The 15,181-nt window shown below is 37.6% G+C and carries 14 protein-coding genes; 6 read left to right on the top strand and 8 right to left on the bottom strand.

The window, feature by feature from the left end:
- Positions 1-8: 8 nt before the first annotated feature.
- A complete protein-coding gene (locus LZP85_RS01160; RefSeq protein ID WP_234561942.1) occupies positions 9-1,313 on the bottom strand; it encodes an ABC transporter substrate-binding protein in 1,305 nt (434 codons plus the stop codon).
- Positions 1,314-1,428: 115 nt separating this feature from the next.
- Positions 1,429-2,448, bottom strand: a complete 1,020-nt coding sequence (locus tag LZP85_RS01155) for a LacI family DNA-binding transcriptional regulator (RefSeq protein ID WP_234561940.1) — start codon at positions 2,446-2,448, stop codon at positions 1,429-1,431.
- A 289-nt stretch (positions 2,449-2,737) separates the two neighbouring features.
- On the opposite strand from LZP85_RS01155, the gene LZP85_RS01150 reads away from it, so the two are divergent.
- From LZP85_RS01150 to LZP85_RS01135, 4 genes are all read left to right on the top strand, one after another.
- A complete protein-coding gene (locus LZP85_RS01150; RefSeq protein ID WP_078990323.1) occupies positions 2,738-3,640 on the top strand; it encodes a TIGR01777 family oxidoreductase in 903 nt (300 codons plus the stop codon).
- 33 nt (positions 3,641-3,673) lie between these two features.
- On the top strand, positions 3,674-4,801 hold the full coding sequence (locus LZP85_RS01145) for an amidohydrolase (RefSeq protein ID WP_234561938.1): 1,128 nt from the start codon (positions 3,674-3,676) through the stop codon (positions 4,799-4,801).
- Positions 4,802-5,053: 252 nt separating this feature from the next.
- Positions 5,054-5,614, top strand: a complete 561-nt coding sequence (locus LZP85_RS01140; RefSeq protein WP_025909523.1) for a GNAT family N-acetyltransferase — start codon at positions 5,054-5,056, stop codon at positions 5,612-5,614.
- Between the two features lie 111 nt (positions 5,615-5,725).
- Positions 5,726-5,854: a YfhE family protein gene (locus LZP85_RS01135; protein WP_076512909.1), complete on the top strand. Its 129-nt coding sequence runs from the start codon at positions 5,726-5,728 to the stop codon at positions 5,852-5,854.
- A gap of 419 nt (positions 5,855-6,273) precedes the next feature.
- Here the strand turns inward: LZP85_RS01135 and LZP85_RS01130 are convergent, their stop codons facing one another.
- From LZP85_RS01130 to LZP85_RS01120, 3 genes are all read right to left on the bottom strand, one after another.
- Positions 6,274-9,063 carry a dynamin family protein gene (locus LZP85_RS01130; protein WP_234561936.1) on the bottom strand — a complete coding sequence of 930 codons (2,790 nt, stop codon included), beginning with the start codon at positions 9,061-9,063 and terminating at the stop codon, positions 6,274-6,276.
- Between the two features lie 196 nt (positions 9,064-9,259).
- A complete protein-coding gene (locus LZP85_RS01125; protein ID WP_226639440.1) occupies positions 9,260-10,774 on the bottom strand; it encodes a glycine betaine uptake BCCT transporter in 1,515 nt (504 codons plus the stop codon).
- Positions 10,775-11,203: 429 nt separating this feature from the next.
- Positions 11,204-11,812 (bottom strand): methyltransferase, encoded by a 609-nt coding sequence (locus LZP85_RS01120; protein WP_025909890.1) that lies wholly within the window; start codon positions 11,810-11,812, stop codon positions 11,204-11,206.
- A 160-nt stretch (positions 11,813-11,972) separates the two neighbouring features.
- On the opposite strand from LZP85_RS01120, the gene LZP85_RS01115 reads away from it, so the two are divergent.
- A complete protein-coding gene (locus tag LZP85_RS01115) occupies positions 11,973-12,893 on the top strand; it encodes a methyl-accepting chemotaxis protein (RefSeq protein ID WP_234561935.1) in 921 nt (306 codons plus the stop codon).
- 49 nt (positions 12,894-12,942) lie between these two features.
- Here the strand turns inward: LZP85_RS01115 and LZP85_RS01110 are convergent, their stop codons facing one another.
- A complete protein-coding gene (locus LZP85_RS01110) occupies positions 12,943-13,572 on the bottom strand; it encodes a nitroreductase family protein (protein WP_119542858.1) in 630 nt (209 codons plus the stop codon).
- 241 nt (positions 13,573-13,813) lie between these two features.
- Here LZP85_RS01110 and LZP85_RS01105 point away from each other — a divergent pair, with 241 nt between their 5' ends.
- Positions 13,814-14,245: a YfmQ family protein gene (locus LZP85_RS01105; RefSeq protein ID WP_119542859.1), complete on the top strand. Its 432-nt coding sequence runs from the start codon at positions 13,814-13,816 to the stop codon at positions 14,243-14,245.
- Between the two features lie 123 nt (positions 14,246-14,368).
- Here the strand turns inward: LZP85_RS01105 and LZP85_RS01100 are convergent, their stop codons facing one another.
- Positions 14,369-14,992 carry a LysE family translocator gene (locus LZP85_RS01100; protein ID WP_119542860.1) on the bottom strand — a complete coding sequence of 208 codons (624 nt, stop codon included), beginning with the start codon at positions 14,990-14,992 and terminating at the stop codon, positions 14,369-14,371.
- An 18-nt stretch (positions 14,993-15,010) separates the two neighbouring features.
- Positions 15,011-15,139, bottom strand: a complete 129-nt coding sequence (locus LZP85_RS20695; protein WP_259344280.1) for a hypothetical protein — start codon at positions 15,137-15,139, stop codon at positions 15,011-15,013.
- Positions 15,140-15,181: the final 42 nt, after the last annotated feature.

Raw genomic sequence — 15,181 nt, 5'->3', positions numbered from 1 at the left:
TTATTTAGTTAGCTCTTTGGTACAGTAATATCTGGGTATGCATTTTTCACTTTTTCATAAAATTCTTTAATGGCTGCATTCTTTGACTTTTTACCTTCTACATATTCTCTGACAGCGTTACCAAAAAGAGTATCGATTTGCTGGTCATATTTTGTTACAATTCCTGCATCAATCTCTTCTGATTGTTTCAAGAAAAATTCATAGTTGTTTTGTCCACCTAAGAATTCGTCACTGAAATCGCTTTTAATTTGCTCCGTTACTGGAAGGTAAGATAATACATCTCCCGTTTCCTTTGCCCAGTCCGTTAAAAACTCATCTTCTTGCGTCATCATTTTGACAAACTTGTATGCTAGCTCTTTGTTTTCAGATTTACTGTACACTCCAAGCCACGTGCCACCCCAGAAATAAGGCGTTGGTCCATTAGTAACGGCCCAATCTCCAGCTGAATCTTTGACGTTAGGCTTTAATACGCTGTGTAGTCCCCACGTTGGTAATACATATGAGAATACTTCCGTTTCAACTTGTTGACCGTTTTCTTTTACTTTCACTTTTTTATCCATTGATTCCAGCCAAGATGGAGACCATTCTGGCGCTAATGCCGTATAGCTCTTTTCGCGTAATTCCTTTGCATAATCCATGTATTCAATTCGTTCTTTTGTAAGCTTTAACTCGTTGTCTTTATTTACCCATGGCTGAGGGTTTGTCCCTTGAGAAAACCAACGTAGTGCACCTTCATCTGGGAACATGCGGTAGCCTTTTTCTTTCATTTGCTCTGCTACTTTAAATACGTTTTCCATTGAATTTAACATGCTTCCTACCCGATTTGGATCATCGGTGCCAAGCACTTCTTTTGCAATACTACGCTTATAGTAAATCCCTCCAGGCGTCGTTTGCCAAGAAACAGCGCGTACATTACCCTCTTTGTCTTTTCCTAAATCAAACGTGTAAGGTACATATTTGTCTTCCATCTTATCCACGTTGTAAGGATCTTGGGATAAGTTTTCCCAATACCCAGCGTCCACCCACTGTTTTAAAAACGCGATTTCTCCTGTAAATACATCAGGTGCTCCTACTCCACTTTCAAGTACAGGCTTAAGCTTCGTTGGATAGTCAGCAATTGGTACAATTGTCAACTCTACTTTAACACCATTCTTTTCTTCAAATGTTTTAATCGGCTTTTTCAATTCATCAGTGAATGACCAAATTCGTAAATCGACGTCATTATCGCCCGACGCTTTATTACCGCTGGAACAAGCAGCCAACACGCCGCAAAGTAACACCATTACCATGAAAAAAATCCCCTGCTTTTTCATCTCTTTCTCCTCCTTCTCTATTACAAAAATCCATCCGAAAGCGGTTTCGAAAATAAGTTAAAAATAAGTAAACCGAAACCGATTTCGATTCACTGTAAAAAAATAATAGCAGCTATTATTTTTTTTCTTTTAATGCTAGACAGCTTTCTCGACTGACAAGCTCAACTGGAATGACGTTGGATGAGATCACTTTTTTCTTGTGAGTGATTTGTTCAATTAAAATTTGTGCAGCTTGATTTCCCATTAAATCCGTATCTTGCCTAATCGTTGTCAACTTCGGGGTAATATACTGTACCATGTCAATATCATCAAATCCAATAATTGAGATATCTTCCGGCACTCGAAGCCCTCGCTCTTTTATCGCTTCAATTGCACCAATCGCCATATGGTCACCAGCTGTAAATACTGCGGTTGGCTGAACCTCTAAATCTAAAAGCTTATTCATTGCTAGCTTTCCTTCTTCAATTGAAAAGAAGCCACCGTCTACAAGATAACCGTCTCGAATTGATAAGCCTATTTCTTGCATTCCCTTCTGGTACCCTTTTGCTCTCGCTTCTCCAACAGCATTTATAAAACTGCCTGCAATATGAGCAATTCTTTCATGACCGAGTGAATGTAAATGTTGAACAGCTAGCTTTCCTCCTTCCACATTATCAGAATAAACCGTACTGCACGGAGCTTCCATCATATCAATGACAACAATGGGAAGCTTGCTGTTAATTAAATCTTGAATTTGAGAGTCATCAGCACGCGAACAAAATACAATAACTCCGTCTACGCCTCGGTACATAAAATGTTCCAAATAACTAACATCACGATTGCGTAAATTTCGCGAAGCAAAGATGAGATCGTATCCTTGACGCTCGGCATGTTTCCTAAAACTTTCAATCACAGCGTTAAAAAATGGATGCTTCATACCAACGCCGTTTTCTTCAGCAAACACAACGCCAATCATGTGGGACTTCTTTGTAGAAAGTGATTGAGCATTGGAGTTAGGCAAATAGCCCATCTCAGCCGCGGCCCGTAAAATTTCTTGCTTCGTTTTTTCACTAACGTCTGAATAGTTATTTAAAGCTTTTGATACAGTTGTACTTGAAAAACCCGTTTTCTTTGCAACATCATAAATTGTAACCATTGTTTTCTCCTCTGTTACGAAAGCGCTTTTGATAGCGTCATTATAACGTATTCATTTTATATAGACAATACTTATTTTAAAATTTTCAAAAAATAAAATCAACCACTAAACATTTTTTGAATATTTTATAAATTTTCCATTATATGATCTAACAAAAAGAAATGTTTTTTTCGATAAAAAAAGGGTTTTATAACTATAAATACTAATATAAGAACAATGATTGAAACCATCGTTTTGGTAAACAATAGAGCTAGTATTAGGTGGTACTTATCAAAAAGGAGGAATGAAAATGAAAGTTGTGATTGCTGGCGGTACGGGTTTTGTAGGAAAAGCACTCGTGCATGATTTACTAAAAAAACAGCATGAAGTATACGTGTTAACACGGAATGCTAATAAACCCTCTCACAATCCTAACCTTCACTATGTAGAATGGCTAAAAGAAAATGCTAAGCCTGAAGATGTTATTCAGAGGGCTGATGCCTTTATTAATCTAGCAGGCGTTTCGTTGAATAGCGGTAGATGGACAGAGGAACGAAAACAAGCGATTGTCCAAAGTCGAGTTTCTTCTACTCGTGAAATCATTCGAATTATGGATAGCTTAGAAAGAAAACCTTCTGCTTATATTAACGCAAGCGCTGTAGGTTATTACGGAACATCGGAACACGATACCTTCACAGAAACGTCTCCATCCGTTGGTGATGACTTTTTAGCTGAAACGGTTAAAGTGTGGGAAAAAGAGGCATCGAAAGCTAAAGATTTAGGAATTCGCACTGTATTTACGCGCTTTGGCGTTATTTTAGGAAAAGAAGGCGGCGCATTATCAATGATTGCCTTGCCTTATCGTTTTTTTGCAGGAGGAACAGTTGGCTCAGGAAATCAATGGCTCTCTTGGGTGCATATTAAAGACGTTGTGGGAATAATTCAGTTTGCGATAGAGAACCAAGACGTACAAGGACCTGTTAACGTCACAGCACCTACCCCTATCCAAATGAAAGAGTTTGGTCAAACTGTGGGTGCAGTTTTACACCGTCCTCACTGGCTTCCAGCCCCTAGTTTTGGCCTGAAGCTTATGCTTGGCGAAATGAGTATGATTATTTTAGAAGGACAACGCGTAATTCCTGAAAAAATGATGCAACACAACTACCATTTTACATATACTAAATTAGAAAATGCATTACAAGACTTATTATAACGGTGTATGAATGTATCAGATAAGGAGTTTGCTATGAAAGCGACACTATTTAAAAATGCTACAGTTTATCCAATTACATCACGGGCAGTACCTAACTGCGACGTACTTGTTGCTAATGGAAAAATTAAAGATGTTGGGCCGAACTTACAGCCTCCTCTTCAAGTGGAAGTCGTGGATTGTAAAAACCAATACTTATTTCCTGGGTTTATTGATGTTCATACACACCTTGGACTCTATGACGAAGGCACGGGTTGGGCTGGTAATGATGCAAATGAAACTATCGAGCCGCTCACTCCACATATTCGAGCATTGGATAGCGTACATCCACTTGATTCTGCATTCAAAGACGCTGTTCAGCACGGCATAACAACCGCTCATATTATGCCAGGAAGCGCAAACGTAATCGGCGGTACAACTTCTGTGATTAAAACTACTGGCACCAACATCTCAAGCATGCTCATCCAAGAAACTGCTGGTCTGAAAATTGCGCTTGGTGAAAACCCTAAGCGAATTCACAGTCATGGAAACAAAGAATCCATCACTCGCATGGGCATTATGGGGATGCTTCGCGAAGCGTTCTATGAAGCAAAATACTGTGACAATACCGACAGTTTACGAATCAAGCCTCTTGTGCAGGCTTTGCAACGTGAAATTCCTGTTCGAATTCACGCTCATCGCGCGGATGATATTTTATCTGCTTTACGTTTTGCGGATGAATTTAATTTAGATATCCGTATTGAACACTGCACCGAAGGTCATTTGATTGCTCATGAGCTAGCTTCTAGAAACTTAAAGGTTTGTGTTGGACCTACGCTAACAAGACGATCAAAGATTGAGCTCAAAAATAAAAGCTGGGAAACCTATCAAGCACTTTGGAATCAAGGCGTAGAAGTGTCCATTACAACTGACCACCCCTACACGCCGATTCAATATTTAAATATTTGTGCTTCCATTGCTGTAAGAGAAGGCTTAGATGAACAAAAAGCACTCGAAGGTATTACAATTGCAGCTGCTAGAAACCTGCGCGTTGATCACCGTGTTGGCAGCATTGAACGTAATAAAGACGCTGATTTAGTACTATGGAATTACCACCCTTTTCACTACCTGGCTAAGCCTTTAGTAACAATGATTAATGGAAAGATATTATTTAAAAAAAATTAACAAAATAACTATTTTCAATTTCAAATTTTTTTAGTATGATACGTACAGAAACATATGAAAAAAACAAATCTATACACATCACTTGTTAACATTTGAAATCGTTGACTTGTAATGGGAAGGCAAATGGTGCGCCACCAGGTAACTGGTTCTAGTGGGTTCGATTCCCACCCCGAAATTTTTTTTACTACTAAAAAATTTCGAGGGTGGGGACTTGAAGGTCCTTTGTATGCCCTCATTCAGGAGGGAAAAGTTATGTTAAAAAAACGTGACCTACAAGACTGTCAATCTCTTTATGACCTAATGATGCATCCAGATGTCTTCCCTTTTGTTCGTCATAAAGCGTATTCTCAAGAAGAGTTTTTGTTCGTGACGAAGCAAACAATGGAAGCAGAAGAGCACGGGGAAGTCATCTCGCGTACAATTCTTGATGAATGGGGTAACCCAATCGGCACGATTAACTTATTTGATATTGAAGACCAAGCTGGCTTTTTGGGTACTTGGTTAGGCAAACCTTATCACGGCAAAGGATATAATCAGCTCGCGAAAGAAGCATTCTTTAACGAACTCTTTTTCGAACTAGAAATTGAGCGCGTATTTATGCGAATCCGAAAAGTCAATGTCCGTTCACTGAAAGCAGCTGAAAAGCTACCTTATGCAGTCCTTGCTAACGAAACGCGAAAAAGCTTATACGATGAAATCAATCGAAAAGAAGAAGTATACGATTTATATGAAATTCCCAAGGATTTATATACACTTTACTACATGCGTCACGAGCAAGAAGTTCATGAAGACCACCAGTTAAAAGAAGCGTAGAGAGCAAATCCATCTCCATGGATAGCTCTTTTTTTATGTTTGCCTATTGGTTTAAAAAACGCCAAACTTGGTGAAACTTAGTACAGAAATGAACTACTTGGAGGGATTTTAATGGCTGATAAAAAGCGTCATGAAAAAACGAAAAGTACACTAAGAAGCGCACAAGAAGTAACGTATTCTCATGAATTTAAGTTAGCAGACCAAGCTGGCGGCTATACTAAAAAGCAATCTAGACATTAATCTCTTAGCAAAAAAAGGCACCTCATACAGGTGCCTTCTTTTTGTTATGCAGTTATTTTTTAACAATAATAAATAGTTAGGTCAGTAAGAAGGAATTCCTTAGCTCAACTCTCTTTCTAAACAATAAAAGATATACACATAACTTACTAACATGTATGTGGATAATGTGTATAAGTCGTTAATAACTGTATTTAACAATAGTTATGACCTGGTATAACAATGTGAATATTTTATAGGAATTTTCAGAATTATTGTTGATAATGTGTATAACTCTGTTAATATCCTTATTTTGTATGCACTTTCATTAAAAACTTGTTGTGGATAACTCTTCTGCTACGCACCTTTCCTATCACTATTTTTTTACTTTTTTACAATACTATGAACTGCATAATAAAAAGACAGGTTTCCCTGCCTTTTTGTTATGAATATGACTCAGAGTGATCAACACTTGTTGACTTAATTTCTTCATACGTCACGCTTTCTTCTGCTTGTAGCATAATTTCATATTGACGAAGGCGTAATTGGAATACAGAAAGTGGATCACTATATACCGTCAGGCTTTCCTTCATCTCATTAAGTGCATTCTTACTGCGCTCAATTGTTTCATGAGACTCTTCAACTGCTCCGTGCAGCTCTTGAATAGGTGGCTCAAAAAAGAGATGAATATCCACTTCTAGAGACTTCTCAAACAAATCAAATTGTAAAAAGAACTTATTTAGCACAGATGCCGTAACATCTTCATACTCTTCATTTTCAATATATTTTTTATATTGATTATAAAGCATCGTTTTATTTTGCGAGAACGAGCCAAAAATCTTTCCTGCGCTTTTTAAAAGAATTTGCGCTGGATTCACGCGTAAAAAGATGTTTTCTTCTTCTAACTGCATGCGCGTTGTCATTCGGTTAATATCACGTTTCCAATCATCCAGTACTTTAAAATCACACTGGAGCATAAAACGCTCTTTTTCATACATTTCATTAAAGCTATTGCCCATATCTTCAATATAAGATTGCATGTCAGTAAAGTGGTCGTTGCACTGTTTCATCCAGTCATGCAGGGACGCTCGAAATTCTGGTAAAAGGTCTTTTTCAATATACTCTTGAATTTTCTCGTTCATCTTTTTGTTTAATTCCAGGTGGATTCGACGGAAATCACTCTCTTCATTTAGCATGCTAGAACATTCACGCAGAAGCTTAGGAAGATTTTTCGTTAACGCTTGCTTCATTTGATCTTTAATACCTTGATACACGTTTACAAGCTCATGAACCGCTTCGCTTTCTTTATCCTCTAGCGTATTAATAAAGCCGTTCACACGCACAAGCATATCTTCATTCCAATGAATAGCTTGTACGTATCCACTCTCTTGCTCCGCACGCTGTTTTAATAAATCCGAAAGCGTTTTGCGAATAAACGTTAATAAACTGCTAATGCGACGTTCACGGTTATTTTGTAGACTAATGAAGCGGAAGTTTTCTTTCATAAATCGAGCTATGCTACCTCTCTCATCCAGCTCATATACCGAAGCATATGGTAAAATGCTCGCTTCTGGAAAATCAGCGTGAATATAAGCTGACGTTTCTTCGATAAAACGTTCCATTTCCCGCTCATCTTCTAGCGCATTCACTTTATTTAAAACGAAGTGAATAGGAAGCTCTGGCGCTTGCTTCTTCACAAGCAGCAACATATCTCGCTCTTTTTCTGTAAACGGCTGATTTGCATCAAGTACAAATAGTAGTCCGTCTGCAATAGGAAGATACTCAAACATATACTCAGCTTCATCCATTTGTCCGTGAAAGCCTGGAATATCAATGAGACCGTAGTGTTGATCTTGTAAAAAACGATTTGGCACTCGAACTTCTAAGCACGTATCAGCTTCGCTTACTTCTTTTAATTTACTAAAAGAATGCCATTCTGTACTCGTATTCATTTCTTTTGACGAACGTTGATTCACTTTAAATTCTTCATCATGGAAGACTAGGATTGGTACGTTATTTCCACCTGCTATATGCTCGTTTAATACAGCATTAACAATTGAGGCTTTATCGCTTTGCATCGCACCCGCTACCATAACATATTTCGTTTTTAAATCTGCAAATGAACTAGCTAACCAGTTAAACTTATAGCCAACTTCAAGCCCATGGTGCCTTCCCCATTTTGTAATATTTTCACCAAGCTCAAGAAAATACGTTAAGCCATCTATATCACTTGATGACTCAAAAATGAGACGCTCTGCTTCTTGTAAGGCAGGTGAAGCAATCGAAGATGTAAACTGCTCATTCCATGCCAAAATAGCTGCTGAAGGAAATAACGAGCGGGCTTGGCTCGTAACTTTTAGCCAGTTAGCAAGCAAGTGTGGCACAACATCGTGAAGGTCACGCATTGTATACTGACCGTTAATGAGCTCTACGTACGTCTCTTCATATAAGCGAGAGATTTCTTGCCAGTATTCATATAGACCTACTTCTACATTTAAAAAGATATTATTAATGGTTTTAACCCACGCTAAGTGTGAATCTTGACCAACGTAACTCTTCCAAAGTGCACAGACAAGCTGCTTAAAGTGTAGCTGATCAACTTTATAGAAGGTAATAAGTACCTGATAAAAATAATCAGGTGCGAATGATTTTGTATAGCCTTTATCTACATATTTCTTTAATGTATCAAACCACTTTAATGACTCAGTGCGAATCGCTTCGTCCACAGCTAGCTCTACGGCACTTTTCCAGTCGCTCTGCTCTTCGTAAAACTCTCTTGCTAACAGCGTAACGTTCGGGTAGCTAGGCTGAAATGATACAAGGTTCTTAATCACTTCATAGGAGCGCTCGGAATTTTGCTGTTCTTTATATAATGAAAATAGCTTTAAGCCAACTTCCGCTGTGAGCGTGCTAGATTCCGAGTCGATAGCGGTATACATCTCCTCGGCAATTGATAGCAGTCCCAGCTCATAATAAGCATCTCCGATATTTTTCTTTGCCCAAAGCTCAAGCTCTCCATTTACGTTTTCCCACTTATAAATAGCTGCTTCAAAGTCTTTGTTATGGAAATAAATTTCCCCTTGTGAAAAACGAATAAATGATAGTTCATAAACCTCTTGCTTTTGTTCTTCCAAAAGCGCTTCACCTAACGCCATAATTGGATTAGATAAATTTTCTTCTGAAAGCAAGGTTTCATAGTACTCCTTTTGAATTAAATGCCTTTCAATTGTCATTCATCTATTCCTCCATCTATGTATAGAAATTCAACATTTTCAATGATTTCTTCCTATTATTTTAACAGAAATCTCCGGAAGAAAAATTTCATTTGCATGTCAATTGCTGAATCGCAACCTTTTCCCTAATTAATCTATCAACCTGACAATTTTAAAAAAAGCATAGTGATAATCATTCACTATGCTTTTTTACTAGTTATGATGTTTTTTTCTTTTTGATTTGACCAATACCAAGCGCTTTTGCTTCTTTGTTTAAATCTTTTAATAAACTAGCTGTCATTAATGCCATTACGACAGAGAACGGTAGCGCTGCTATAATCATGGTATTTTGTAACGCTTGAAGTCCGCCAGAGTATAAAAGCACTAGCGCAATAACTGTTAGCGTAATTCCCCAAACCAACTTAACGCTGTTTGCAGGGTTTTGTGAACCATTTGTTGTCATCATTCCAAGCACAAACGTACCTGAATCTGCTGATGTAATAAAGAATGTAGCAACAAGAATAATCGCTAAGATTGACATAAGAGTTGCTAGCGGATAATTTGCAAAAACGCCAAACAGAGACTCTTCTGTTGCCAGCTTTGAAATTTGTGCAATACCATCACGCTCTAACGTTAACGCAGATCCTCCGAATACAGAGAACCAAAGGAAACCAATTAGAGAAGGTACCATTAACACAAAAATAACGAACTCACGAATTGTACGACCTTTTGATACGCGTGCGATAAAGATTCCAACAAACGGTGACCATGCAATCCACCAAGCCCAATAGAAAATTGTCCAGCCGTTAATCCACTGACGGTCTTCTTCATTTAATGGTGCAATACGGAAGCTCATGTTCACTAATGTTTGCAAATACTTCCCAATCGTATCTGTAAAGATATTTAGCGTAAATAGCGTTGGGCCTAATATAAACATTAACGCAAATAAAGCAAAGGCTAAAATCATGTTTGCATTACTTAAAATCTTAATTCCTTTTCCTAATCCCGTTAAGGCTGAGATAATAAATAACACTGTTACAACAAGAATAATAATGAATTGCGTCACAATATTCGATGGCACATCAAAAAGATAAGACAAACCACCGTTAATTTGAACCGCACCAAACCCAAGCGTTGTGGCTACACCAATTACAGTGGCAATAACTGCAATAACGTCAATAATTTTACCAAGTACGCCATCTGCATATTTCCCTAAAATTGGCTTTAGTGTTGCGCTGATTAATCCACGCTCTCCTTTTCGGAACGTAAAGTATGCTAGACACATCGCAACAATACCATAGATAGCCCAAGCATGAATTCCCCAGTGGAAGAACGTAAAGCGCATTGCGTCTTGCAAACCTTGGTCTGTCCCTACTTCTCCTGTTGGAGAGCTGATCGCATAATGGCTAATAGGCTCAGCTGTGCCCCAAAACACAAGACCGATTCCCATTCCTGCACTAAAAAGCATGGCAAGCCAGGTTGAGCGTGAAAACTCAGGCTTGTCCTCCTGTTTCCCGAGTTTAATTCGACCAATCGGACTTACTAATAAATACAAACAAACTAATACAAACAAAGACACCACAATTAAATAATACCAACCAAATGAATCTGTAATAAAACCTTGGATTGCTCCCGTCACGCTCTCAAGCGTTTTGGGTGCACTCACACCAAAAATAACTAATAATGCCATGATGGCAATAGAAACATAAAAAACTGTTGAAACTTTTTTCATTTGAAATTAAAAACTCCCATCTTTGATAAATTCGCAGAGGGCTTTACTTCAATTGGAGAACACAAACAATATGCAAAACCAAATAGAAAACAATATTTTTTTATGAAGCAATAATAACTAACCCTTAAAGATTGCGTTAAGACGTACTTAAGCTACATCATTTTTACTTAGCTAATATTCCTCATGTAACACTAAGCAACCAAGACCTACCTGCGATCTACTTATGCAGGACGGTTTGTTGACTTGGAATTTATGGAACTGGTTGTATGGTGAAAAGTTTGTTCTTGCTTCTTTCGTGGGCATGCTTTTTAGCATTACGTTCTTTAGGTAATAAGGGGGATTGGTGTATTGCCACAGTATATAGTAACATATCTCTACAAAATTGTCTGTTTTTTAGTGATATTCTTTTACACCTTACCTGTTCATCTCTTAATACTTCAGCTCGTACACTAAAAATCTTTCGAGTGAATTTCGTTGCGATAAACCTTGAATCTCGATTTCTTCCTTTAGCTGAAAAGGCGTGCGGCGCGTTAAGAAATCAGTATAGTCCTCTGAGCTATAGTAAAGAATAATTGTTACGGGTCGATATGCTTTTCCTACTGAATCTAAGATATTCCCAACGACTTTCATAAAAATTTGAATGGAAAACGGATTAAAAAAATAAAAGATAGTATCTCGAATATCAATCTCATACTCTTCTGCTAAGCAGCAGTGAAAGGACAATTCAGCTCGGCGATGGTGATATTTCTTTAAATAACTTCGCTTATTGAGAAGCGCTTCTTTGTAAAATTCTTCATTCATTTCAATCCCAACTACAGATGCTTGATAGCGGTAATGCAGGTAAAAATTTAATCGCCCTTTTCCACACCCAAAGTCGACAACTCGATCCGAAGAGCTCAGCGATACCTTCGCAAATAGCTCATCAAGGCCTTTGTATGGTGTAGGCTCATAGCGATGATAGTGCAGTGAATCGTAAAAACCTTGTTGATTTCCACTTGTTTGTATATTTAACAGCTCGTCATAAAAATGATCTGTCATGTTAAGACTCCTTTTTGTTTGTCCCATACATTAATACCTACTTTCCCATTCTTTCAAACCTATTTCTATTCACTTCAAATAATTTTATTTCAAATAGCTTGATTTTGGGTAAAAATAGTCGAAATAATAAAGAGAGTTTGTTTAAAAGGAGCAAATAGTAATGATAAACAAAAGTGCTAGCACACAGGTGTTAAACCAAGATTCAGTACTCGCTGCGTTAGAGAAATCTTTAGCGATGATTGAATTTGACTTAAATGGAGAGGTACTTTGGGTCAACCAGCTCTTTGCCCAAACGATGGGATACCGCTGCGATGAAATGGTTGGAATGAGCCACCGTTCTTTTTGCACACCTGCATTTTATAACAGTATGGAATACGCTCAGCTTTGGCATAACCTACGATTAGGTAAAGCATTTCAAGAAAAGATTCAGCGCGTCACAAAACAAGGAGAGCTTTTATGGCTAGAAGCAACTTACACCCCCGTCTTAAATGAAATAAATGAAGTCGAAGCTGTAATTAAAGTAGCTACAAATATCACAGACCGTGAACAGGCTACTTCTAAACTTGTGAATGAATTGGATGTCATGTCTGAAAGCTTAAAGGAAAAAGCAGAAAAAGGTATTTCTACTATTCAACATGTATCTTCTTCCATCCAAAATATTGTAGAAGATGCGAAAGGAAACATGGACACACTTTCTCAACTTCAGATTCAAACAAACTCCATTCGCAGTATGGTAAAAACGATTCAAGATATCGCAAGCCAAACTAACCTACTAGCACTAAACGCAGCTATTCAAGCAGCTCATGCTGGTGAACATGGAAAAGGCTTTGATGTAGTTGCAAAAGAAGTGCGAAACTTAGCTACCCGAGCAAACGAATCAACAAAAGAAGTTCACAGTAAAGTAGAAGAAATAACGTCTTTTGTACACACCATTTTAAACGAGACAAACACTTCTGAAAAAGCACTTACATCAAGTAGAGAGCAAATTGAGAAAGCAATCGCTAAATTTGCTTCAATTGATGAAGCTGCTAAGCACTTGGAAACACAAACTAAAGCGCTAACAAAACTGGTAGAGGCATAAGAACTTTTCACACTAAAAAAGCCTGAAAATCACCTCAGGCTTTTCATTATTATTTCCACTCAGCTACGCGATTGATTGGTAAACGAACTGATGGATGACCTTCATCTACTGCTTTACCGATTGAAATAAGCATAACTGGTACGTGGCGCTCTTTGTCCATTCCAAATACTTCTGTTACTTTTTCTTTTTCATAGCCACCAATTGGGTTTGTATCATAGCCATACGCGCGTGCTGCTAGCATAATTTGCATAGATACAAGACCACCATCAATTAAGACAACATCCTTCATATCTTCGTTTGAAATTGTTTCAAAGTATGAAGAAAATGCTTGTTTAATATTGTCTTTTACTTCTTGTGGCATATAGCCTACTTCTACTGCTTTGTCATAAATTTCATCGAAGTATTCAACGTTTTGAACATCTCCAAATACAGCAATAACGGCTGCAGATGTTTCAACTTGAGTACTATTGAACTTAGCTAGTTCTGCAAGCTGCGCTTTTGCTTCATCGCTTTCGATTACTAAAAAGCGCCATGGCTGCATGTTAACTGAAGATGGTGCAGTTGTTGCCACGGTTAGAATTTCTTCCATTTCCTCACGGCTGATTTTTACAGTTGGATCGTAACGTTTAATTGAGCGACGCTCTTTTAAAATTTTATTAAAGTCATTTGTTGTTTGCATGTTAAATCTCTCCTTTTATTGTTATTTTTATATAACTACTTACTTAAAGTTATCTACTTTTATTAATGCAATGTCTATTACCTTACTCTCATTTTCTTGTTTTGTAAAATAATTAGCCTTTCGAAATAAATAAAAAATATTTTCTGATAAAAACCGTCACATAATAGACCAAACTTGTACATTTATTCCGTGTTAAAATAAAGAATGCATTCTTATTTTTAATTATTGGAGATGACCTAAGATGTTCTGGACAGTTATTGTTATTGTTGTTGTCAGTGCTCTTAAACTTTTAATTACGTGCCTACCTAACACAGTCGTAGAATGGCTTCACGGTAAATTCAAGCTACACCCTACCTTATCCATTGATTCAGCTATTGTGAAAAGAAATGGAAGCACCATTGAAGGTGAAGAAAAAGCACAAATTATTGAAGCCTTTAACAAAGCGACGTTTCTAGATCAATACTATGTACACGATGGGAATCGTACTCACTACCTTAACCTTGAGCGAAACGAAACTCCCGTTATTATTCACAGTGTAAACGGCAAACATACCTTTGAACTGCTTATATACGGCTACAGCGATCATGTAGATGTGGTGAAGAAATCCAAAAAGAAAGTACTCGCGTACCGCATGCTTTCAGACGAGTTTCAAACAAATATGCACGTATCATAAAAAAACAAGGTGAAAATTCACCTTGTTTTTTTATGATATTAAATTATGATAAAGCGTACATCTTGTTCTTCAAAAATGCGTGCAGTTAAACGTATCACGCTCTTTAAACACTTACTTTTCCTCTCACTTCTCACTCAGGGCAATTCTCAACCCAATCAGTGTAAACAAAGAGCCTTCAATCAAGTTTACTTTTTGTGAAATTGCTGGTCGTTTACGTAAGACGGTTCCCACTTTACCTGCAAATAAACTGATTACCGTAAAGACAAAGAGCGCCTGAACTAGAAATGTGATGCCATATACCAGCATTTGAAACGCTGCGCTTCCACCGCTAGCAGTAACAAACTGCGGTAAAAATGCTAGAAAAAACAAGGATACCTTCGGGTTTAAAATATTCATGATAATTCCTTTTTTATAGAGTGCATCATAACTCACTTGTTGAGTCTTCTGTACTTCTAAAGGAGAGCTTTTTGCTGTAAATGCTTTATAAGCTAAGTACAGTAAATACGCAGCTCCCGCATATTTAATGATAGAAAATGCTAAAGATGATTGATATAAAAGTGCGCTCACGCCTAAAATAGTAGCTAAAATATGAACAATCAGACCTGTACATAAACCAAATGCCGTGGCAATACCCGCATTTTTCCCATTAGAGATACTTTGAGCAAGCACAAATAGGTTATCTGCCCCTGGCATAATCGTAAGCAATAGAGCTGCTCCTAAAAATGACAACCAAATTAAGAAATCCATAATCAAAACTCCTATGTATTATTTGCATTCAAACGAAAGCACTTTATTGAGCGTTCCCACCTCAACAGCGGGCATTCCACCGCTATCAAAACAAGAGTTCGTTAACGTATTCAGCTCTTTATTATTAAAATATGACTCTGAAAACACAAGTGATGCTCCTACAACAAGTATGAAAGAAGAAATAATAGA

This window comes from Priestia flexa, assembly GCF_021441905.1.
Taxonomy (GTDB): Bacteria; Bacillota; Bacilli; order Bacillales; family Bacillaceae_H; genus Priestia; species Priestia flexa.
Note: the sequence above shows the minus strand (reverse complement) of the source record. Positions and strands in the feature narration are given on the sequence as shown.

Bases quoted from the DNA above. Each gene is read 5' to 3' on its own strand.
- LZP85_RS01140 (WP_025909523.1), top strand. From the start codon at position 5,054: ATGTTAAAAAAACGTGACCTACAAGACTGTCAATCTCTTTATGACCTA.
- LZP85_RS01155 (WP_234561940.1), bottom strand. From the start codon at position 2,448: ATGGTTACAATTTATGATGTTGCAAAGAAAACGGGTTTTTCAAGTACA.
- LZP85_RS01130 (WP_234561936.1), bottom strand. From the start codon at position 9,063: ATGACAATTGAAAGGCATTTAATTCAAAAGGAGTACTATGAAACCTTG.
- LZP85_RS01135 (WP_076512909.1), top strand. From the start codon at position 5,726: ATGGCTGATAAAAAGCGTCATGAAAAAACGAAAAGTACACTAAGAAGC.
- LZP85_RS01115 (WP_234561935.1), top strand. From the start codon at position 11,973: ATGATAAACAAAAGTGCTAGCACACAGGTGTTAAACCAAGATTCAGTA.
- LZP85_RS01110 (WP_119542858.1), bottom strand. From the start codon at position 13,572: ATGCAAACAACAAATGACTTTAATAAAATTTTAAAAGAGCGTCGCTCA.
- LZP85_RS01145 (WP_234561938.1), top strand. From the start codon at position 3,674: ATGAAAGCGACACTATTTAAAAATGCTACAGTTTATCCAATTACATCA.
- LZP85_RS01150 (WP_078990323.1), top strand. From the start codon at position 2,738: ATGAAAGTTGTGATTGCTGGCGGTACGGGTTTTGTAGGAAAAGCACTC.
- LZP85_RS01100 (WP_119542860.1), bottom strand. From the start codon at position 14,992: ATGGATTTCTTAATTTGGTTGTCATTTTTAGGAGCAGCTCTATTGCTT.
- LZP85_RS01160 (WP_234561942.1), bottom strand. From the start codon at position 1,313: ATGAAAAAGCAGGGGATTTTTTTCATGGTAATGGTGTTACTTTGCGGC.
- LZP85_RS01120 (WP_025909890.1), bottom strand. From the start codon at position 11,812: ATGACAGATCATTTTTATGACGAGCTGTTAAATATACAAACAAGTGGA.
- LZP85_RS01125 (WP_226639440.1), bottom strand. From the start codon at position 10,774: ATGAAAAAAGTTTCAACAGTTTTTTATGTTTCTATTGCCATCATGGCA.
- LZP85_RS01105 (WP_119542859.1), top strand. From the start codon at position 13,814: ATGTTCTGGACAGTTATTGTTATTGTTGTTGTCAGTGCTCTTAAACTT.